Source organism: Candidatus Peregrinibacteria bacterium (assembly GCA_016220175.1).
GTDB lineage: Bacteria > Patescibacteriota > Gracilibacteria > CAIRYL01 > CAIRYL01 > JACRHZ01.
The window spans coordinates 1-22,364 of sequence record JACRHZ010000072.1 but is presented as its reverse complement, the minus strand read 5'-3'; the positions used below and the strand labels follow the sequence as shown (position 1 = coordinate 22,364).

Sequence of the window (22,364 nt, the reverse complement as noted above, 5' to 3'; positions counted from 1 at the left end):
GGATATTTTGTATCAACGGTGGGAGTGAATGAGGAGATAATAAGAAGATACATAGAGCATCAAGGGGAGGAAGATTTTGGACAAGCGGAGCTTGAGTTGGGTTGAAGCCACGGGTCTACTGACCCGTGGAGAACTTCACATAGTGACGAAATTCGATTACATTTTCATTCTCAGATCTCCGTTCTTCTCTCATAGAATACGGTTTAGAAATATGGTATCCCTTTCCATCCCATGAACCAATATCTACGCCCCATGCCAGCGGATTTGATGCATCAGCACGATATACTCCGTCATGCTTTAAGATACGAGCCACTTCCGAATAAACCTTTTTGACATCTGGTGTATAAGACATGGAAGGTGCTTGATAGACGAGATCGAAGGACTCATCATGAATCATGAAAAGATTATCCATGCTTGCCTGAATCGTATTCACCTCATAACGGTAATGTTTCGCTGCTTTTTGATCACCTGCCAACTGACCCTCTGAAATATCAGCAACTGTAACTTGTGCTCCAAGTAAGCTAAAAACTGCAGATTGTTGCCCTCCTCCTGAAGCCAAACATAACACTTTCTTCCCTTTAATATTTTTAAGTACTTCAAGAGGATAAATCTCGTCTAGCGGCTTTGGGGGCTTTTCTAATTCTCCTTTTGCTAATTTTTTCAGTACTTCAGCATCTAAATCTAGCCAGGGGACGGTGAATCCACATCCATCTTGTACCATTTTTTCCCACCATTTCTTATTAATTGAATAAGAATTCATCTTTTATAAGTTAAAAAATTATTCACTATCAAGCTTATCAAATTTCTGCGCATTTACTCACTGCTTTCGCAACGCTTTCCGCTACTCCTTCATCAAAAGCGCTCGGAAGAATTTTTTCTGTTGTCGGCATTGGAACGAGTGCAGAAAGAGCATTTGCCGCAGCAATTTTCATTTTTTCGGTAATTTCTTTTGCTCCTGAGTCAAATACGCCGCGAAAAAGTCCAGGAAAGGCAAGAACATTGTTCACTTGATTTGGAAAGTCGCTTCGGCCAGTTGCTACTATAAAAGCACCTCCTTTTTTTGCTTCGTCCGGCATTATTTCTGGAGTGGGATTTGCCATGGCGAAAATAATCGAGTTTAGATTCATAGATTTTATGTTTTCTGCAGTGAGAAGATTTGGTTTGGAAACCCCAATGAAAACATCAGCATTTTTCAGCGCATCAGCAAGTGTTCCAGAAATATTTTCAGGATTGGTCTTTTGGAGCATTTCTTTTTTTGCAGAATTAATGTCAGTTCTTGAAGAAGAAATGATTCCTTGCGAATCGCAGAGAATTAAGTTTTTTGCTCCTCCCGAAATAAGGAGTTTTGCAACGGCAATGCCCGCCGCACCGGCTCCGGAAAATACAATTTTCACATCGGATAATTTTTTTTGAGCAACTTTTAATGCGTTCTGAAGAGCTGCAAGAACAACGATCGCGGTTCCATGTTGATCATCATGAAAGACGGCAATATTCAAACGTTCTCTTAACTTTTTTTCAATTTCAAAACATCTCGGTGCGGAGATATCTTCGAGATTTACTCCACCAAACCCGGGAGAAATCCTCACAACGGTTTCTACAATTTCATCGACATCTTTTGTGTTCAGACAAATAGAAATTGCGTCGACATTTCCAAATCGCTTAAAAAGTGCAGCTTTTCCTTCCATTACCGGAAGTGCAGCTTCAGGACCGATATCTCCGAGTCCAAGAACGGCGGTTCCATCAGTCACAATCATGACGAGATTGCCTTTTCCCGTGTAGGTATAAACTTTTTCTTTGTCCTTTGCGATTTCGAGACATGGAGCCGCAACGCCCGGAGTATACAGAAGTGAAAGATCTTCTTTGCTCTCGATTGGAGACTTGAGAGTTGTTTCCATTTTTCCTTTGAGTTTTTTATGGAGATCCAGCGCTTTTTCGTCGAGTGGAGAAGTCATAATAATTTTTAATTGCGGACGAAACTCTATCATGATGTGAAATTATTGCAATCCTCCACCACCAAAACCACCCGTCATGCCCGGACATGTGGTTTCAACCGCCTCAATCTTCCTTGTCAGGGAAAAGTCTCCCAAAAATCATCCGCAATCTTCTCAAATACTTCTCCCACTTTTCCATCTCCAATTTTCTTTCTGTCGATCGACGTTACCGGCAAAATTCCAAAAAGAGAATTGGTGAGAAATGCTGATTCAGCACATTTCAAAACATCGCTCACGGAAAATAATTTTTCTCGCCTTTGGAATCCAAATTTTCCCATTTTCTTGAGAAAAATTCTCCCAGCAGTCCCTTCGAGAATTTTCTCATTCGGAGCAGTCCAAATCTCATCTTTCACTTGAATAAAAAAATTGCTCACAGTTCCTTCGGTAATATTTCCATTTTCGAGAAAAAGACATTCAAAACTTCCGGTATCATCGCATTTTTGTTTTCCGAGAATCATCGGAAGCAGAGAAATTGTTTTTGCCGTTGGGAGAATTCGCTGAATTTCAAGCGTCACAATGGAAACTCCGTGTGTTCGATATTCTTCGGGATATTCTGGCAAGTCTGATGTCGTAATGAGAAATGTTGGATTTTTTGCGTCAGAAAAATGAAAATCATTTGCGCCGCGCGTCAACGACCAGCGAACTCTCGCTTCTTTCTGGGAAGAAAATTTATTTTTTTTCAGAAGTTCATTCGTTGCGTTTAGAGTTTCTTCAAAAGAGAAGGGGATTCGGAGTCTCAGCATTTCTGCAGATTTCTGAAAACGCTCAAAGTGCGCTGCGGGATCAAAAATTTCTCCATTCACGGTTCGGAGCGTCTCATAAATTCCATCGCCATACAAAAATCCGTGATCAAAGACGGAAATGGAAGCTTCAGAAGCCGGGAGGATTTTGCCATTGAGGAAGAGGTGCATGGAGAAAATTAAGGATTTGCGAAAAAAAATTCATCTTTTCCCCAGTTACTCGGGTTATTTTGAATATATTCACGGATTCGATTTAATGAATCTTCATCACGAATTATGTGTTCATAATAATTTCGTTGCCATAATTTCCCGGGAAATGGAGACCAATTATTATTTTTCACCCCGTCGGAATATTTTTTTGTGGTCATTGTTTTGAATCGATGAACAATATCTGGCAACGATAATATTTTTAATCCCGTAGGGGCAACCCCCTGTGGTTGCCCGATGGCATTCATTGGTTGCCCGATAATGTTTTGTGATTGTTCGATGGCGTTCATTGATTTTCCGATAATGTCGTATAATTTTTCTATTTTGTTCTGTGATTTTTCGATGGTGTTTGTGTGAATATCAGAAATTTCAGGGCAGGCACGGGGGCCTGCCCCTACGGCGAATGCGAATTCATTTTGTATTAAAATAATTCCGTGAATGTGATTCGGCATAATTTGGGACGCATCAACATCAATTCCCATATAAAATTTTGGTATTTCATCCCATACCGATTGAATCATTTTTCCCGCATCATTCAAAACCATTTCTCCGTTTTTAATTTCTCCAAATACACATTCCCGATTTTGAGTGCAGATGGTAAGAAAATATGCACCATTCTGAGAATAATCATATCCTTTCAAACGAACTGATCGCCGATGATGTATTTCGGGATTATAATTCATCAGATAATATTTTTTTCAAAATATCAAAATTGCCCTAATCCACCATGAGCGAAATAATAATTTTCGGTTCTCGTTCGGAAAGCTTGAGAACTTCGGCGGAAAGTCGTTCCAAAAGGTCTCTCCTGATGAGATCGCCCTTCACTCGCGGATCGCCATGCTTCAGAAGAATTTCCGTTCCGACATGGATCGCGATTTTTTTGAGCATGGCATGGAGATGCTTTGATTCATGTGGATATGCGAACCCAAGACTTTCTACTTCAGGATTTGTTCTGAGACCTTTGCGAACAGAGTCCGCGTGAAATGTGAAGCTGATCACTCCTCCATTCATAAGTCCTTTTCGTTCTTCTTGAACTTCTGTGCCTACATCTCCGACCATATTCCCATCAACATAAATCTCTTCCCCTGAAACCTTCTCTCTCGTTTTTTGAATTTTTCCATCAAAAACTTCGAGCACGTCTCCATTGCCAATGAGTGCGGTATTTTCTTCTGGAATATTCAAATCTGTCCGAATCATTTTGACGTGATCGGCGCGCATGTGAAATTCTCCATGCACTGGAACAAAGTTTTTTGGTTTCAAAAGTGAATAAATGAGCTTCAAATCACCCTGATGTCCGTGTCCAGACGTATGAACATCAAAATCTTTTCGCGTAATTACGTTCGCTCCTAATTTGTAGAGTTCATTAATTACGTCAATAGTAGAGCGTTCATTCCCTGGAATAGGGGAGGCGGAAAATACGACAGTATCATTCTTATCAATTTTTATAATGTTGTGTTCGCCTCGGATAATTCGCGCAAGTCCTGCGGCAATTTCTCCCTGACTTCCCGTCGTAAGAATAATTTGCTGATGAGGCGGGGTTTCAAGCATTCGTTTGGTGACTTTGTGAATGAGATTTTGCGGAACTTTCACAAATCCGAGATCAACCGCAATTCGAATATTGTCGAGAAGACTTCTCCCAACCACATATACTTTTCGATTGTATTTCTGGGCAAGTCGAATAATTTGCTGCCATCTCGCGATGACAGAAGCGAAGGATGTAATGAAGAGCCGTCCTTGTTTTGTATTCTGAATAACGTGCTCAAGAGATTCGGCAACATATTTTTCCGAGAGACAATATCCATCTTTTTGAGCATTCGTGGAATCAGCGAATATCGCATCTACTCCTCGATCACCAATTTTTGCAAGCTTTCCATATTCTGCTTGTTTTCCATCCGCGGGAGTAAAATCGAACTTAAAATCACCGGTGTGCACTACTTTTGCAGCAGGAGTCTCAATGTAAAGTCCGTGAGAATCAGGAATGGAATGATTAATGCGATAATATTCAACCGTAAAGGCTCCGAGTCTCAAAATATCCTTTGACGGATCGACTTTATGAATTTTGGATTTTGTGAGGATATTGTCCTCTTCGAGTTGTTTTTCGATAAGCGCTGCCGCGAGTGGTGGTGCAAAAACTTGAGGAAATCCGAGTTTTGGAAGTAAATATCTGAGTCCTCCAATGTGATCGAGATGTCCGTGAGTAATGATAATTGCTCTGATGTGATCTTTCTTCGCTTCCACGTATCGCGTATCGGGGAGAATACATCGCACTCCCAAATTTGATTCTCCGGGAAACTGAATTCCCGCATCTACGAGAATAATGTCATTTCCATATTCAAAACACAGGCAATTTCTTCCGACTTCGTTGAGTCCTCCGAGAGGAATTACGCGAAGTCTGTGCTTTTGAGTCGGTTGATGATGAATATTTTGCTGTTGCTGCTGATGCGAATTCTGATTTTTTGGGTTTTGTTTCCAAAATGGTTTTCGTTCATGCTGAGGTGGCCGGTGGTGTTCAAAAGGTTGAGATCGAGAGGAATTATTCTGTGGAGAAGTGTGAACATTCTGAACATGAGGTGTATTTCCTGTATTTTGAAGAGGCTTTCCCCCTCCGTTGCTGGATCCTTGGTGAGGATTCCAGCTTTTATTCTGGTCCATAAAAAATTAAATAATGAAAAACTAAAAAATAAAAAAAAGAAAATAAAAGAATAAAAAAATAAAAAATGATATTTCCTCAGGTCCTCTTTTCAGGTGAGATCCAGCCCAAGGAGAAAGTCCAAAATGGAATCCCTCGCCATAAACTTCTCTGTGTTTTTAAAATCTACTGGAGATATTATCTCACACTTTTCAAAAAAAACAAAATACACGATGAAATTTTAGATTTTATCCCGCATTGCGGGACTAGATTTTAGATTTAAAGATCACGGAATTACTCTTGATCAAGATTCGATACATATTAAAATAAAACCCTGCTCTCAATTGCTCTCGCGAGCGTCACTTCATCGGTAAATTCGAGATCCCCGCCGACGGTAAGACCTCTTGCAATTCGTGAAATTTTTACTTTAAGAGGATGAAGCGTGCGCCAGAGATACGTTGCCGTCGCCTCTCCTTCCATTGTTGGATTTGTTGCCAAAATGACTTCTTGAATTTTCCCATCAGATCTCATAATACGCTCTGTAAGTTGGCGAATTCGGAGTTCATTTGGACCGATTCCATCGAGAGGAGAAATCACTCCGCCAAGAATATGGTATCTTCCGCGAAATGCTCCTGATCTTTCGATAGAAAGAAGATCAAGCGAGTCTTCCACAATACAGATGATATGATCACTTCTTTTTGAATCCTTGCAAATATTGCAGAGATTGCCTTCAGAGAAATGGTGACATTCTCTACAAAACTCCAAATTTTTTGTGAGATCAAGAACTGATTTTCCAAAAGAATTTCGTACTTCTTCCGGTTGTTCCAAAAGAAAAAAGACAAATCTTTGCGCAGTTTTTGTTCCTACACCCGGAAGGCGGGAGAATTCTTCGATAAGGGATTCAATGCTTTTTGGGAGTGCTCCAGGATGGAAATTCATTCTGTCTAAAAAGATCGAGAGGTATTATGAAGGAAAAGAAAGTCGGGATCAACTACTTGGGGATCGCTTTTTTCAGGAAGTTTTGCTATGCTCTCCGAGAATTTCATTTCTCTTTTCTTCTCATGCATCGAAACAGAATACTCCAAAATATTTTTGTATTTTTTGCGATACTGATTTTTGTTTTTTCCTTTGGAGCTAAAATTTTAGCAAAGGATAATTTCTTTACTGATACTCTTCCGAGCCATCCAAACTTTGCTGCAATCACTGCACTTCGCAATGCCGGAACGATTCAAGGCTTTCCCGATAATACATTTGTTCCTGATAAGCTCGTCAATCGTGCGGAATCGCTCAAAGTCATTCTTCTCGGATCAAATGTAGAAATGATGGATCCACCGCTGAGGCCTCCATTTCCAGATGTCCAAGTAGAAGACTGGTTTTCTGCGTACGTACGGGTGGCAAAACAAAACTCCATCATTCAGGGAACGAAAGAAGGGAATTTTGAACCCATGAGAACAGTAAATCAGGCAGAAGCGCTCAAAATTATTCTCCTCACAAATAAAATTCCAGCCGATTCCCCATTGAGCGATCCGTTTGAAGGAAAAATCTCAAAAGACGAATGGTTTGCGCCTCACTATGAACTTGCAGAAACGTGGAAACTCTTGACTCCAGAAGAAGTAAATCCCACACATGAGCTTACACGTGGCGAGCTCGTAGAAATTATGTATCGATTTCACGAAGGGGAATACACCTATTCGTACCCTATTGGAATTGTGAGTTATTATGGTGATGGTGCAAATGGAAGTAATACGGCGAGTGGTGGAGTTTTTGATAATAATGCCTTTGTCGCTGCACACAGGACTCTCGATTTTGGAACACATGTTCTTGTTCGTGATGTGATGAATGGAACTGCGGTGGTAGTAAAAGTTATCGATCGAGGTCCGTATGTTCCGTATCGAAATCTTGATCTTTCCAAAGCGGCATTTTCTGCGCTCACGCCTCCTTCTCAAGGTCTCACCAAAGCCGAACTTGTTCCTGTTTCCGCAGACGTTCCTCTCGGACCGGTAGCGAAAATATGTGATTTTCCTGAAAAAAGGGAAACTATTGCAGTTGATGGCTATGCGAAAATTTACCTCGAAAATCAAATTCCACGGCTGTTCCGAAAAAATGAAAGTATTCATATCTCTGGAACCGCTGAAAATGGAGATATTGTCACGATTTTTTGGGAAGGAGATGGAAATATGTACCGAGAGATTGCTCCGATCGAAAATGGGAATTTTTCCAAGGATGTCACTTTTTCAAAAGAAGGAGATTTCACCTTAGGAATAATCCTCGGACAGAGTGGAGAATCAGTTGTGTATCCGATCAGTGTTTTGGACAAATATTGTTTTGTGGGAGAAGGAGAGCAGCCAAATTCTCCTGAGAATGTTCAAGGAAATATCGTTCAAGGAGATTATGTGCTTTCTTGGGAAGATGAAAACAATAATTTTTTTCGGATACTTTTTACCCAACAAGAAAAGACAACAGAATTTTTTGTAAATAATGCCCATACATTCACTGTTGATTCTAATGCATTTAAGGATTTTCAGAGTGGCATTGCGGAGGTTCGTATTTTTTCGGCAAAAACTTCTTCTTCGTTTTCGATGGATATTTCTACTCCATTTTCCGCTCCGGTAAAAAAGGAGATTATTCTTTCAGATCATTTTTTCTATGATGAAGATTTAAAAAAATTAACATCGTATGATTTTCCGAAAACTTTTACAAAAGGCGATCGAGTACGATTTTCTGGAACATTTTTAGGGAAGATTCAAGATAAAGGTTTTGTAACACGTCCGGGCGGCAGCGTTGATGAGATTCCGCTCATTATGACTGACCAGAAATTTGTTTTCAATTTTGTTCCAGATATCGTCGGGACATATATTGTCGAAGTAAATGCGGATGATGGCATTGCCATTCTCAATGTTCCGCTTTATCACCAGGACTTCGCCCCTGTTCTTCCCGATTTTTTTGATGCCAATCCTCCAAAGCAAGTAACGGGCGAAGCAGCATCTCAGAATGGAGAACGAAAACTAAAGAAAGAAGAACTCATGCTCGTGAATCTTGTGAATGCAGCAAGGGAAGAAAGTGGGCTTTCCAAATTAGAAATCGATGAAAATCTTTCAGAATTAGCGGCGTTTCGATCGCAAGATATGAAGGAAAAAGACTATTTTGCCCATGTGAATCCAGAGGGAAAATCGGTAAATGATTTTTTGGTAGATTTTGGGGTGAAAACCAAGTCAGTTGGGGAAAATCTTGCCATCGATCAGGATTATGAGTTCGCTCATGAAGGACTCATGCGAAGTCCAGGACACCGGAAAAATATTTTGAATCCAGATTGGGGAAGAATTGGTATAGGAATTGCTGAGCTTGATAACCAAATTGTGGTCACCGAACTTTTTTCGATAGTGCCGCTGACCAATTCCGAAACAGATACATATTCTTCTAAAGTCATCGACACGATTAATTCTTCAAGGACAACCGAACTTATTTCCAGCGATTCTTTGAACGATGTCGCAAAAAAATGGGCAGAGAAAATGAGAGACGAGAAATTTTTCGGTGGAGAATCTCCGTCTGGAGAAACAATCATTGATTTTGTCCGAAAAAATGGGGTGACATCAGCTGTTATGACGGGAATGTATCAATACGCGATGCTTTCTGAGTTTCTCACAGGTCTTAAAGGTGAAACGGATACAAAATTTGTCTTTGAAGAGAAATGGAAAAATATTGGAATTGGAATTTTGGTCGATGATTTAGGGATTTTAACGGCGGTCATTCTTGTCTCACCATGAACTTCCTCGTTCTCACACTTTTTCCAGAAATGCTTAAAACTCCTTTGTCGGAGAGTATTTTAAAAAGAGCACAGGAGGAGGAAAAAATTTCTGTTCAGCTCAAAAATATTCGTGATTTTGGGGAAGGGAAAAGAAAAAATGTTGATGATGCTCCATTTGGTGGGGGAGCAGGTATGGTAATGAGTCCGGAAGTTCTCGCGGATGCTTTGAGATGGGCAAAAAAGAAAATTCCCGATGCAAAAATTGTATTTTTAACACCACATGGCGAACGATTTACGCAAAAAAAAGCCATGCAATTTGCAGAAGAACAAACGCCTCTTATTCTTCTTTGCGGTCACTTTGAGGGAATTGATCATCGTATTCGCGAAATGTTTGTAGATGAAGAAATTTCACTTGGAGATTTTGTGCTTACTGGAGGAGAAATTCCAGCTCTTGCGCTCATTGACGCTGTTTCACGGCTTATTCCCGGAGTACTTGGAAATGAAGAAAGTCATGAAGAAGAAAGTTTTTCTCTTAAATTTGGAGGGAGAATGGAATATCCACAATATACAAGACCTGAGGAATTTGAGGGAATGAGAGTTCCCGAAGTACTTCTTTCTGGGAATCATGCGGAAATAAAAAAATGGAGAGAATCGCATATTGAAGGGTTTTCGCAACGTGAATTTGAACTTTTTCATCTTGCAAAAACTTCATTTTCACCAAAAAAACCATGGAAAGCCAAAAATTTTCTTTTACGAACACAGCTTTCCTCGGATGTTGAGCATTTTGTGAAATGGATGAATGATGCGGAAGTCGCAGAATTTACGCTGTACGATCCTCCCTATTCTTATGAAGACGAAGAGGAAAGATATGAAGAAGAAATCATAAATTTTCAGGGACTTTTTCTCACCATTGTTGATCGCATTACTGGAATTCCCATTGGGAAAACGGCATTTGAGCTTCAGGAGTATAATGAATACGTGGCATCATTCAGTATCATGATCGGGGAAAAAGGACTCTGGGGCAAGGGTCTTGGAACCGCGGTAGTTTGTGAAATGCAAAAAATTGGATTTGAACTTCTCCATCTCGAAAAAATTTCTATTGATGCATTTGAAGAAAATGCTCCGGCTCGATCACTTTATGAAAAATGTGGATTTTATCCTGTGGGAGCTCGTCAAAACCATGTACAAAAAAAGAACGGGATGCACAATATTTTTCTCTATGAACTCATGAAAAGTGAATGGCAGGAAATGCAGGACCATTCCAAAGAAACGAAGGAAATTCTTAAGTTTCGGGGGAATTTTGATCTTGGGGAGTAGGAAAAAAAAGTACATTTTTCTTCATTATTTTTACTTCTTGAAATTCTCGAGGTTTTCCCACGGGGATTTTTAGTCGAATGTAATTTGATGTGAGACCTGTTTTATCAGCTTCTACGAGAACTCGCATCTTTTTCCCAATGTGTGATTCAATAAATTTTTTGCTAAGAATTTCTCCGAGCTCGCGAAGTTTTTTCGCACGGTTTTTTCTTTCAAAAACTTCAATTTTGTCTGGAAAATTTGCTGCTCCTGTTCCTTCTCTCTCAGAAAAAGGAAAAACATGGAGCTTTGCAAATCCAATTTTTTTCACCATTTCCATGGTTTTTTGAAAATCTTCTTCTGCTTCACCCGGAAATCCGACGATAAAATCTGCGGTAAAAGCAGTACCTGGGCGAATTTTTCTCATTTTTTTGACGATTTCATAGACTTCTTTCGTTCCATGTCCACGGTTCATTTTTTGGAGAATTTGATCAGATCCACTTTGAATGGAAAGATGGAGATGATCACACATTCGTGGGTTTTTCATTTCCTCAAAAAAATCTTCATGAAGAAATTGTGGTCCAATGGATGAAATTCGAATTCTTGGAACATTTGTATGGCTCAAAATTTCATGAAGAAGTTTCCCGAATTGACTTTTTTTCGAATTGTTCGAATTGTCGCATCCCCAAGCCGCAAGATTAATTCCAGTAAGCACGATTTCTTGTATTCCTGACTCCTCTGCGCGAACAATTTGCCGAATAATCCCTTCAAGGGGAAGGCTTTCATGTTTTCCACGAGAAATTCGAGTAACACAGAAAGTACAGAAATTATCGCATCCGGATTGAATGGCAATCGGAAGACGTGTTCTTGCGGAATCAGGAAAATAAGTGTCTTTTTCTGAAAGTCCAAAGTGATGGAGAAGCAGTGATTCATTGCCAAAAACGATTGCGTCCGGAAAATGTTTTTTCCATTTTGTTTCATTCGCTTTTGGACCGCATCCGAAAATTACGACAGTTTTGTTATTTTTCGAAGCTTTTATCGCTTCTCTTCGCGATTCGCCTTCCGCCTTTGCGGTAACGATGCATGAATTCACGAGAATAACGTCAGCTTCGTCTTCAGATTCTACTGGAATATTTCCCGCCATTTGAAGACCTGCTGAAATTCTCGCAGAATCAAGCCAGTTCATTTTGCAGCCGAACGTGCGAAATGTGAATTTCATAAATGGAACAATGATCATCGGCTGGTACTCTAAATGAATTTTTGAGAATTTTGAATGGATAAGATAAAAAATTTAGCGAAAGTCGGGAATCACCGCTTTCTTGTCACCACGGGCTTGACCCGGGGTCTCAATCATCACCAAAAGTGAGGAAAAAAAAAGAAGTGGTCATTTTGGGTATTTCTTGATTGTTGATAGTACTTGAGATCCCGGCTATTCCTCGGCAAGCCTCGAAATGCTGGGATGACAAGTGAGAGCCAGCATCCGCCCTTTCTTTTTCCCCATTTTTTTGGTATAATTACGAGATACATTTAGCCAACCTTTCCATGAAAAACTCTTCTTCCGAAAAGAATGCAAAAAGGCAGGTGAGAACTGGTTCAACTATATTGAAGTGGCACGTGCCGGAGTATGAATATCGCGACAAAGGTCCGATTTGGAAATTTCTCGCGATTCTCCTCGTGATCGGACTCATCATATACGGCATTATCTCTGATTCGTATCCGTTTTCTGTGGTGGTGGCGCTTTTTGCCGGAGTGTATTTTTTGACCCACAAAAAGCCAAAAGTAATTGAAATTTGCGTGACTGACATGGGAATTCAAGTCGATCATAGATTTTACGAATTCTCCAACATTCGCAATTTTTGGATTCTGTTTAAGCCCGGGGAAGTGGAAACGCTCAATTTGCATCTCGCAAAAAACGTAGTGAAAGAAGTGAGCATTTTGCTCGGGGAACAAGACCCCGCAGAACTCCGTGAAGTTCTTTCTCGTTTTGTTTCCGAGCTCGCGGGAAAAGATGAGTCTGCTGTCGACTGGATTACGAGAAAACTCAAACTCTAGAATATTTTTCTTTTCAAAATACACACACAAAAATAATGTCAGAATTTGAAGTATTGTCGGCGAAAGAGGGAAAAAATCCTCTGGGAATTGCCTCAGAAGTATGGCAAGAAGCAAAGCAGGAAGTAGAATCTCTTGAATGGAGGAAGAAAAAAGAGAAAGATGCGCTTTTTCTGAGTGGGCTTGGAGAAGAAATTATGAATAAATTTTCTCAAGGTGATGCGAGGAAGGCGATTGAAGAGAGTATTCGAAAAGGCGGAGTTTATACGAATGAGACCGATAAGATTGAAGAAGCAGAGGAAGAATTAGAAAAATTACCAAAATTAATGAAGGAGAAAGGAATTGAGGTAGGAAGATTTCAACAGCAAATTGATGTCATTGAAGGACCGCAAAATAAATTATCAGAAGAAATAGATGAAATCGATAAAGATTTAGCAGATCTTCGTGCGCAAGAGTTGATTTTACAAATGGAAATTGATTTTAAAACAAGAGGATTTCGACTCACGAGTGAAAAGAGAACATATCCTTTTCCAAAAAGAAGTTATACGGAGGCACAAAATGAGCTGAAAGAGGTCATGCAGAAAATACAAAAAAATAAGGAAGAAAAGGAAAAAAAGGATGAAGAGTTGAAAAAAATGAAAGGAGACAATGCCTCGGCACTTGAGGCGCTAATAACTGATAGAACTCCTAAAGTAGGCGAATATCAAGCATATTTAGCACAGCGTCGAACTTTGCGAGAGAAAATTTCTGATCTTAAAAATCAGCGTGAAGCACTTGTTTCTTCAGCAGCGATTGAAAAAATACTACTGGTAGAAATGGAAGTTCGAAGACAAATTTCGACCGCTCTTGGAGCGTCGTTTGCGGAAATTCAGGAGATAGAACGAAAGGGAACTTTTGGACCAGAAGAAACTGAACATAAACTTGATGTGCTGAAACTTAAAGTTGAAAAATATTTACAAGAGGTACGCAAAGATCCGAACAAAAGAGATTCTTCTCCTGATTTTTTCGCTCAGCTCGAAAAAAGCGGAAATCTTTCAAGCCTTCCTCAAGGTGGTGATGAAATGGGACAACTTGCGCTCATGAAAGAGCGAGAATTTAACAGCGATGGAAAACCTGCAGGAAAAGACTTCTACTTCGATCCGAGAGCTAATAATCTTGTGAATTTTTACAGAATGGCTCCGGGAGAAATTGGAAGAAGCATCAGTGATGCAGATCTCAAGTTTGTGTATGACCTTTTGAATTCAAAAAAAGATATCGAGGAGCAATTTAAAAATGAAGAAGGGACAATAGATCGAATGACTGGAGTTTCAGACGAATATAAACTCGCGGAACATGCAAAACTGAATCAAAAAAAAGATTTTGTATTTGCGCTTCTCCACATTTCTCGAAGTATTTTTGAAGAGATGAAACTGGGTAATCCCGCGAGCGAAGCTCTTGCAAAAAGATTTTACTGGATCAATTCCGGCAGAGACCCGGGCGAAGATCATTTTCTCATTGCAAAAATTGGTATTCATGAAGAAGAGGTAAAAGTATTTACTCCCGAAGAAAAATCCGCTGCTTTAGCGAGATCAGAGATGAAAGAGAGACAAGAAAAACTTCCGCCACATTTTCTTGATAATTATCGAGAACTCTATCTCGGCGAAGTCGAACCACTCATGAAAGACATTTATAACGAACGAGGAAAAGTTTATTTTCAGGCATCTCAACAAGCGGAAGATATTATTGCGTATTGGCGAGGAGACTTCTCTTTGAATGATTTGAAGGGAGAGGCAAACAAAGGAAAAAGAGAAGAACTCTTCCGATATCTTCATAACCTCGTGGAAAGTCCGGGAGAAAGATTCAATGAAAGAACGCTCAAAGATATCAATGACAAAGAAGGAAAAACTCAGAAAACACCGGCGGCAAAGCTTCTTTTTAATCTCGCTCTTCAAAGAATTGCTGAAGAGTTACGCCTAAAAATTGTAAAAGATCCTGATCTCGTCAAGGACTTTGAACCATTCCAAAAGTCAAAAGTGGAAAATATCGGAATGCTCGATCTGAATCAAAATCTCAAAATTGAAGATTTCGGATCAATTACCGATGGAGTTACAGTTGCCGGAAGTGTTCTCAGAGGACTTGGAATGTACTATGCAGGACTTACTGCTGTCGTAAATTTGGTGATTGCTTTGCAGAATTATAAAAATTTTGCTGATTATCTTCCGCATATTTTAGCAGGAGCCGCTGGAGTATATGCACTTACAGAATACAATTATCTTCTTCGTACCGGTGATCCCGTTACGAATTATATTCGCTATCGAGTTGCGGCAGATGCGCATTTGAAAAAACTTTTCATTGATTTTACAGGAGATGAAAGGGAAGTAGCGCTCATGAAAATGATTGATTGGAAAGAAACGCGTGCAGATAAACTTGTGCCAAGAAAAGACAAAAACGACAAATCCACTGGACCAAGTACGCTCTCATCACAAAATCTGAAAGACAGAGTGGAAGCAGGAGATATTCAACTTTTAGATCAAGGAGAATCATCAAAAAATGAATTTTACCGTTTGGCAGATTCTTTGACTTCAGGAGAAGGGGATTCCAAAAACACAAGAAGATATGAACTCTACAAGGAGCTTTCCGGAAAACATACGGCGGATCAAATGGTGAATGTGATCAAACTTTCTCAGGATTTAAAGATGGCTCAATAAAATTTATATAAAATTTTTTTCTATGACAATACCACCAAATATCACCAGCATTCCTCAAAATCAGAATCGACTCGATGATTCTCATGTTCAAGAAAATGAAAATTCATCAAATGCGGATCAGAAATTCGTTTCCGATAAAAAGCAGAATGCACCAACGACTCTTTCTCCAATTCAAAAAGAAAATTTTTTAGAGAAAGTGAATCCTCAAAGTGCACTCTGTGATGAAAAATACCTCAGAGCGCTTTTTATAGGAAATCTTCCTCTGGATGAATCTAGGTCACAAGAACTCGATGAGATCATAAAACTCTACATACAAAATCCGAAATTTTTTCAGGAAATAAATGTTTTTATAGAGACCGTTTGGGGGAAAAATAATAATCAAAAAGTAAAGCAGGGAACTCAGCGCCAACTTCTGTATCTTTCAATGCAAGAAAATGTTTTTGAGAAATATAGACAAATGAAATTGAAAGGAAGACTGAGCGGAACCGCATTTCCTGAGGAAGTTGTGCAAGCGATATCGAAAGCATCACTTCCCGTAGATTTTGAAGTGCTCATGCAAGAGGATGTGAAGCTCAGATTTGCAATGCCAGAAGCAGTAAAAGCGCTCGTGCTTCCACTTGGAATTCTGGATGCTTGTGGAATCTCAAGTACGTTTGAACAGCAAAAAAGTATTCAGGAGAATTCATATTCTCGAAAAAAACCATCAGAAATTGCACACGGATCTGGATATGTTTTCCAGGTACGAACATACAGCGAAATTCCAAAGGACGAAGGCGTTCTTATTACGGCTTTGGAGGCGAGGAATATGGAAATGGCTTCTTCTCAAAAACAAGAACAAAAAGAACCAGTGAATGCGCAGGGCGAGACCGAAGCGCAGTTCAAAGCACGAACAGAGGCGATGAAGAAGCAAGATGAGGAACTCCAAAAAGCTCAGGAAGAAACAGCTCGGTCTACAGCTCTGAATGTAAAAGCGAAACAAAGTTCGCCTGTAAAAAAAGGATTTAAGGCACTCGGAACTGCGCAAAAAGGTGGACTTGTAGTAGGAGGCGCTCTGGCAGCAGCTGCAGGATCAACATTTCTTCCAATTTTTTTCGGATAACAATTACTCTCTCAAATACATATTTTTTATGAAAACATTTCTCACTCAGTACGGCAAAAAAATACTCTTCAGCTTTCTCGTTGCGACTTTTCTCTTTGGAGTTCCTGCACAAATTCTTCCTCAAGGATTCAGAAATGAAAATGTGGCGTATGCAGCCGTTACAGATGAGAAAACAGGGTGTGAGAAGTTTGATGTGGGAACACAGGATAGAAAAGATTGTGATGAAGACGTGAGGCGAAGGAAAATAGCTGAGGCAGCACAAATTACTGCAGGAACTGATGAAACAACTATTAAATGGGGAAAACTCGCATCTCAATTTATTGGGATTTTTACGCCGCTTATTGCGCTTCTCGTAAAACTCGATGGACTCCTTATGTCGAATGAGGTAATTGTGGGAAATTTTGGAGGAGCAAGTTCTGAAGATTTTATGCCAATTCTTCACAATGTATGGCTCATGATTCGCGATCTCGTGAATTATGTGTTTATTCTTATTCTCCTCGGAATTGCGTTTATGAGCGTCTTTGGTGCCGCAAAACCGGAAAATAATAATTTTGAAATTAAAAAACTCCTTCCTAAATTTATTATTGCTCTCATAGCCGTGAATTTCACATGGTTTGGGGCTCAGGTTATTCTCGATGTCGCGAATGTGACGACGCATATCGTGTACGCTATACCCCGAAGCGTGATGGCGGGAGAAATAGGAGATAATACGGTCATGAGAACGTGTGAAAAAGCGAAAGATGAGAAAGGGAACATAATTGACGATAAGCTTGATATGAGTACATGTATGATGCTTCTTGTCTACAGTGACAACTCGATTGAGGGAATCAGAAAGAGGAATGCAGAAAAAAAGGCGAAAGAAGAAGAAAAGGCAAAAGAGAGTGCTGCTGGAGAAACAGCTCCGGAATTCAAAGAAAGAACGCTTTTTGAAGGAAGAGATTTCGCAGAAAAGGGCGAGGCTGAAGCAGTACCTGGTACAGGAAAGGACGTTGCTCTAAAAGAAATAATTAAGACGATAAAAGAAAACAAGGATGATAAATCAGTAATGTATGTCCAGGATACAGGGGATTTTATTATTCTCTGGGGAAATTTTAATTATGAAAAATTTCAGGGAAATTCAATTGCTGCACTCTTTGCATACAATGTTCTTCAGATTCAAACTTTATCGGAAACAGCAAAAGGCGGAATTGATGACTTTACTGAGGTGCAGGATCTTATCGTATCTATCGGGTTTTCGCTTCTCTTCATGATTATTATTATCGTGGCGTATGCGGTCATGACTATTGTTCTTATTGAGAGAATTTTGATTATTTGGATGAATATGATTCTTTCTCCAATCGCGGCAATTCTTCCATTTGCTGAAGATTTTGGACTCAGCGGAGGAGATTTTAGCGAGAAGGGAATTGGCCTCAAACCATTTCTGCAATATGCATTTTTCCCGGCGATTATGGCAATTCCGCTTGAGCTCGGATATATTCTTATCAGCGCCGGGCAAGTACTCACAAATGCTACGTCGGATGGAAAAGACTTTGTCATTAGAGATTCCTCAGGTGGAGAGCTCATATTTGAGTCGGAACTCATTCATGGAGTTCATACGTTTCACCAATTCCTCTGGTATATTCTTGCTATTATTGTTTTGTGGTCGAGTGTCGAAATTTCGAAAAGTACCAGCAAACATATGGGAGATGTCATCGAAAGTATTACGAGCAAAGTCAAAGGAGTCGGGAAATTTATTGCGACAACTCCGATGTATGCGCAATTTATTCCGATTGCCACTTCAAAAGGAGGTGGAGCGAGTGGAGAGCAGAAATTGGCTCTTGGCGATCTCAGTGGAATTGCGGAGAAACTCCAGCGTGGAAGATCTCAGAGATCTGCTGAACGTTTAGAAAATGTTATGCCGACCGAGAATTTAGAAAAAACTATTGCGAATGCTGTTTCAAGGGCAACGAGCGGAGCGCTGAATAAAGCTCTCGACCAGCCAAAATTGAAAGATGAGTTAGCTGGCGCTAATAAAACTCCACAAAAATATGTTGATTTTGTCAATAAACATCTTAAGGGAGTTATACCGGGTCTCGAAAACATTCCAATAAATATTGAAAATGCTAAAAAAATACTCCAAGAGATTCAAAATACGGCAGGCATAACTCCAGGAACACAAGCTGTTCTTGCTGCAGGCGAAATTAGTGCCACAACGGCGAGTGGGAATGCGGCAGGAGCTTCAACAGTGACGATTGGCGACGTGGCAGGAGCAACGTTAAAAGATATGAAGCTTGGAACAAAAGCATTGGGGACTGTGGATACAACAAATATAGATCAAGTGAAATCTATTTTACGAGACAATGAGCCTCAAAAAGAAGCAATAGTAGCGGAAATGATTAATGTTCTTAGGGATAAAGATCAAGTAAATTTCGTATTAAAATTAAAAGGAGATACTGAAACGGCTGAAATAGAAGAGTTGAAGAAATATGGTTCGGATGGAAATAAGTTACCAGATTCTTCTACTAAGCCTGCTGCTTCTGGTGCTCACTAATAAATTGATACTTTCAGGAAGGCGATACGGCGCTCTTCAAGAGCCTGAGGGCTCCTCAGAGCCTCGAATGGCCGTATCGCCTTCCGGAACATCATCCTCTTACCGTCATGTCGACTGCAGACGCGAAGCATCAAAATATGCTCAGAAGAAATTGAGCGTGTCTTTCTGGAGACATCTCTTTTTACCAGAAATACACACTGAATTCAGTGTCAAGAATTGGTGATGTGAGATTCCTCCAGTTGGTGAACATTCTCTTCTCCTAAAAGCCTGTCCGACGCTGAGTTTGCGGAGTCGGAATGACGGGGAGAGAAGAACATGGGCAAAAGCGCGGATCCATATCCGCGCCCAAAGAAATCGGCATTTGCACCGTGGCGACGATAGGATTGTCGCTTTCATTCCATCGCATCTCTCATGGAAAGCACAAGCCTTCCCTTGTCATCAATTTCCATGAGTTTTACCTTCACTTTCTGTTCAAGCTTCAGGTATTTGTTCACGTCTTCTACGCGTTCTTTGGCAATTCTAGAAACGTGGATGAGTCCCTGAACATCAGGAAGAATTTCAGCAAATGCTCCATAGGCTTCAATGCGCTTTACAGTTGCTTCATAAATTTTCCCCACCTCTGGCTTTACGACAATTCCCATAATCCACGCCACCGCCTTTTTCATATTCTCTGCATTATTCGAAGCGACGACAACCTTTCCGCTATCATCTATTTCGATTTCACATCCTGTTTCCGCAATAATTTTCTGTATGACTTCGCCTCCTTTTCCGATCACCTTTCGAATCATGTCCTGATCGATCATGATCATTTCCAGTCGTGGTGCGTATGGAGAAAGCTCTTTTCGTGGAGCTCCGATCACAGACATCATTTTCTCTAAAATCTCGAAACGTCCCTTTTTTGCTTGTGTAAACGCTTGTTCAAAAATTGCCTCAGAAATTCCCATGATCTTCGTGTCCATTTGAATTGCCGTAATTCCCTTACTTGTTCCGGCAACCTTAAAATCCATATCTCCTCCAAAATCTTCTTCATCCTGAATATCAGAAAGAATTTTGAAAACTTTCGGATTTTCTGGATCCACCATAAGTCCCATCGCGATTCCGCTTACTGGAGCTTTTATTGGAACTCCTGCATCCATAAGTGAGAGTGCTGATCCGCACGTTGCTGCCATGGAAGATGATCCGTTCGATTGCAAAATTTCAGAAACAACACGAATCACGTACGGAAAATCCTCACGAGACGGAAGCACTGGCATAATCGCACGTTCAGCGAGTGCGCCATGACCAATTTCTCGATTTCCGGGCATGAGTCTATTTGAAGTTTCTCCCGTCGAAAACGGAGGGAAATTATAGTGATGCATGTAGTAATGTTTTTTTTCTCCTTCTACTCCATCGGTAAGAAGAGCCATTCCTGGACCAGCGAGCGTTACTACAGAAAGTCCTTGAGTTTCTCCGCGTTGGAAAAGTGCAGATCCATGAGTTCGAGAAAGAACGCCTACTTCCACATTGATTGACCTCACTTCATCAAGTTTTCGCCCAGCAATTCTCTTTCCATCTTTCAGAATTGAATCCCGAATGAGTTTTTTCCAAATTTTATCTCCCATTTCGTGAAAAAGAGAAAGATCGCGTTCTTCTCCAAATTTTTCTACGGCTTTTTCTTGAATTTTCTGGAGAATTTCACTTTTCTTCTGTGAGCGCTCCACTTTTCCCGGAATACCGAAAAGGCATTCTTTGAGTTCCTGAAGACCTTCCTCGGTAATAAACTCGAGAAGTTCTTCATCTTTTTTTGGAGAATCAAATGTTTTTTTCGGTTTTCCAATTTTTTCCTGAATTTCTTGAACGAATTTGCAAATTTTCTGTCCCCATTTTTTCCCAAATGCAATTGCTTCGAGCATTTTTTCCTCAGGAATTTCATTCGCTCCCGCCTCGATCATAATGACATTTTCGAGCGCAGAAGAAACAATGAGATCGAGATCTGACTTTGATCTTGCCTCTGGAGATGGATTCAGCACAAATTCTTCATTGATAATTCCCACGCGAACGCTTGCGGTTGGACCATGAAATGGGATATCAGAAATAGAAAGTGCCACGGAAGTCGCAATGCTCGCCACCATGTCGTGTTCATTCTCACCATCGTAAGAAAGTATTGTGAGAATCACCTGAACATCGTTGTATATTCCCTTTGGAAAAAGCGGACGAATACTTCGATCTATCACTCTTCCCATGAGAATTTTTTCATCAGAAGGTCGCATTTCCCGTTTTTGATGACGAGCTCCTTTAATAAGACCTGCGGCATAGAGTTTCTCCTGATAATTGACCATGAGCGGGAAAAAGTCTAATCCTTCCCGAATCTCAGCAGACATCACGGCTGTTGCGAGCACGGTTGTACCGCCGATGGTTACAACGGCAGATCCGTTAGTTTGTTGAGCAAATCTTCCGGTTTCTACCAAAATTTCCTTATCACCAAGAGTGTAAGAAAATGTATTGAAATTTTTGTAATAAGACATGGAAAAAGAGAAAAATGACAAAAGTCCTTCTCTTTTCCGAGTCTAAAGCAACCCCGCACCTTTTTTACTCACAATTTGCAAGGAAAATGCAAAAAGGGTGCGGGGCGGCTTCCTTAAGAAAAAAGAAAGAAAAATAAAGAAACGTCGAGGAAAAACTATCCTCGAATACCGAGTTTTTTAACGAGCTTTTTGTACCTCTCATCAGATTTTTCCTTGAGAAATTTGAGAAGTTTCTTTCGATTTCCTACCATCATGAGGAGTCCTCTTCGGGAATGATTATCGTTTTTGTGGTGTTGCAAATGTTCGGTAAGTTCATTGATTCGATGCGTCAAAATTGCAACCTGCACTTCTGCAGATCCGGTGTCTTTTTCATGGGTTCTGTGTTTCTGCATTACTGCCTTTTTTCGTTCTCTTCTCGTAAGCGTATGCTTCTCTCGTTTTTTCACCGGAGCTTTTGCTTTAATCACGGGTTTTGGAGCTGCTTCTTTTTGCTGAGGAGCAGCATTTTTTGTAGACTTTGATGGTTTTGATTTCTTCGGTGCTGATGCTTTCGCTGCCTTTTTTGTTTTTGTGGATTTTGTTGATTTGGAAGAAGTCTTCTTTGCTTTCGTAGCCATGATAGAAAAAGGATAAAATTCAGGACTTTTCGTTTCACGCGACTATAAACTTTGCGAGAACCAAAAGAGCGAAAAAATAACGCGAGAGGATTCTACACGAGTTTTGAGCGGAAGGCAAAGGAAATTGGTTGCACGTACATTCTAAAATTATAAGCACCACCCTAGAGATAAAATAAGTTTATATTTTATTTCTAGACATGAAACAAGTTCGCAAGCCAATCAGCTTCAAAGAGCGAGAGGAAATAGAGAGGATGTTAGAAAAGAAAAAGTCGT

At 40.2% G+C, this 22,364-nt stretch carries 15 protein-coding genes; 6 read left to right on the top strand and 9 right to left on the bottom strand.

Translation table 11 applies throughout. The features are described 5' to 3' along the window. Nucleotides 1-115 precede the first annotated feature (115 nt). From HZA38_05900 to recR, 6 genes are all read right to left on the bottom strand, one after another. The gene (locus HZA38_05900) at nucleotides 116-760 is read right to left on the bottom strand and encodes a class I SAM-dependent methyltransferase (GenBank protein MBI5415013.1); all 645 of its coding nucleotides are present in this window, start codon (nucleotides 758-760) and stop codon (nucleotides 116-118) included. Nucleotides 761-797: 37 nt separating this feature from the next. Continuing rightward, on the bottom strand, nucleotides 798-1,952 hold the full coding sequence (locus tag HZA38_05895) for an NADP-dependent malic enzyme (protein ID MBI5415012.1): 1,155 nt from the start codon (nucleotides 1,950-1,952) through the stop codon (nucleotides 798-800). A 116-nt stretch (nucleotides 1,953-2,068) separates the two neighbouring features. After that, nucleotides 2,069-2,902, bottom strand: coding sequence for an aminotransferase class IV (locus HZA38_05890; protein MBI5415011.1), 834 nt, complete (start codon nucleotides 2,900-2,902; stop codon nucleotides 2,069-2,071). An 8-nt stretch (nucleotides 2,903-2,910) separates the two neighbouring features. Next, entirely contained in the window at nucleotides 2,911-3,483 is a 573-nt protein-coding gene (locus tag HZA38_05885; protein ID MBI5415010.1) for a transposase, read from the bottom strand. 172 nt (nucleotides 3,484-3,655) lie between these two features. Further along, nucleotides 3,656-5,590: a ribonuclease J gene (locus tag HZA38_05880; GenBank protein ID MBI5415009.1), complete on the bottom strand. Its 1,935-nt coding sequence runs from the start codon at nucleotides 5,588-5,590 to the stop codon at nucleotides 3,656-3,658. A 298-nt stretch (nucleotides 5,591-5,888) separates the two neighbouring features. Further along, a complete protein-coding gene (recR, locus tag HZA38_05875) occupies nucleotides 5,889-6,506 on the bottom strand; it encodes a recombination protein RecR (protein MBI5415008.1) in 618 nt (205 codons plus the stop codon). Nucleotides 6,507-6,628: 122 nt separating this feature from the next. Here recR and HZA38_05870 point away from each other — a divergent pair, with 122 nt between their 5' ends. After that, entirely contained in the window at nucleotides 6,629-9,331 is a 2,703-nt protein-coding gene (locus HZA38_05870) for an S-layer homology domain-containing protein (GenBank protein MBI5415007.1), read from the top strand. Continuing rightward, entirely contained in the window at nucleotides 9,328-10,629 is a 1,302-nt protein-coding gene (gene trmD, locus HZA38_05865; GenBank protein ID MBI5415006.1) for a tRNA (guanosine(37)-N1)-methyltransferase TrmD, read from the top strand. The genes HZA38_05870 and trmD overlap by 4 nt, the downstream gene beginning before the upstream one ends. Here the strand turns inward: trmD and HZA38_05860 are convergent. Beyond that, the gene (locus tag HZA38_05860; GenBank protein MBI5415005.1) at nucleotides 10,595-11,824 is read right to left on the bottom strand and encodes a MiaB/RimO family radical SAM methylthiotransferase; all 1,230 of its coding nucleotides are present in this window, start codon (nucleotides 11,822-11,824) and stop codon (nucleotides 10,595-10,597) included. The two genes, trmD and HZA38_05860, sit on opposite strands and share 35 nt — an antisense overlap. Nucleotides 11,825-12,147: 323 nt before the next feature. On the opposite strand from HZA38_05860, the gene HZA38_05855 reads away from it, so the two are divergent. The 4 genes from HZA38_05855 to HZA38_05840 are packed head-to-tail and all read left to right on the top strand — an operon-like array spanning nucleotide 12,148 to nucleotide 18,970. Beyond that, complete coding sequence (locus tag HZA38_05855; GenBank protein MBI5415004.1) at nucleotides 12,148-12,657, top strand: hypothetical protein; 510 nt, start codon at nucleotides 12,148-12,150, stop codon at nucleotides 12,655-12,657. 35 nt (nucleotides 12,658-12,692) lie between these two features. Next, complete coding sequence (locus HZA38_05850; GenBank protein MBI5415003.1) at nucleotides 12,693-15,341, top strand: hypothetical protein; 2,649 nt, start codon at nucleotides 12,693-12,695, stop codon at nucleotides 15,339-15,341. 22 nt (nucleotides 15,342-15,363) lie between these two features. Next, nucleotides 15,364-16,440: a hypothetical protein gene (locus HZA38_05845; GenBank protein ID MBI5415002.1), complete on the top strand. Its 1,077-nt coding sequence runs from the start codon at nucleotides 15,364-15,366 to the stop codon at nucleotides 16,438-16,440. Between the two features lie 28 nt (nucleotides 16,441-16,468). Beyond that, nucleotides 16,469-18,970 (top strand): hypothetical protein, encoded by a 2,502-nt coding sequence (locus HZA38_05840; protein ID MBI5415001.1) that lies wholly within the window; start codon nucleotides 16,469-16,471, stop codon nucleotides 18,968-18,970. Nucleotides 18,971-19,362: 392 nt separating this feature from the next. Here the strand turns inward: HZA38_05840 and pnp are convergent, their stop codons facing one another. Together pnp and rpsO are read right to left on the bottom strand one after the other, a co-directional pair. Beyond that, on the bottom strand, nucleotides 19,363-21,474 hold the full coding sequence (gene pnp / locus HZA38_05835) for a polyribonucleotide nucleotidyltransferase (GenBank protein MBI5415000.1): 2,112 nt from the start codon (nucleotides 21,472-21,474) through the stop codon (nucleotides 19,363-19,365). Between the two features lie 155 nt (nucleotides 21,475-21,629). Beyond that, nucleotides 21,630-22,091 carry a 30S ribosomal protein S15 gene (rpsO, locus tag HZA38_05830; protein ID MBI5414999.1) on the bottom strand — a complete coding sequence of 154 codons (462 nt, stop codon included), beginning with the start codon at nucleotides 22,089-22,091 and terminating at the stop codon, nucleotides 21,630-21,632. Between the last annotated feature and the right edge of the window lie 273 nt (nucleotides 22,092-22,364).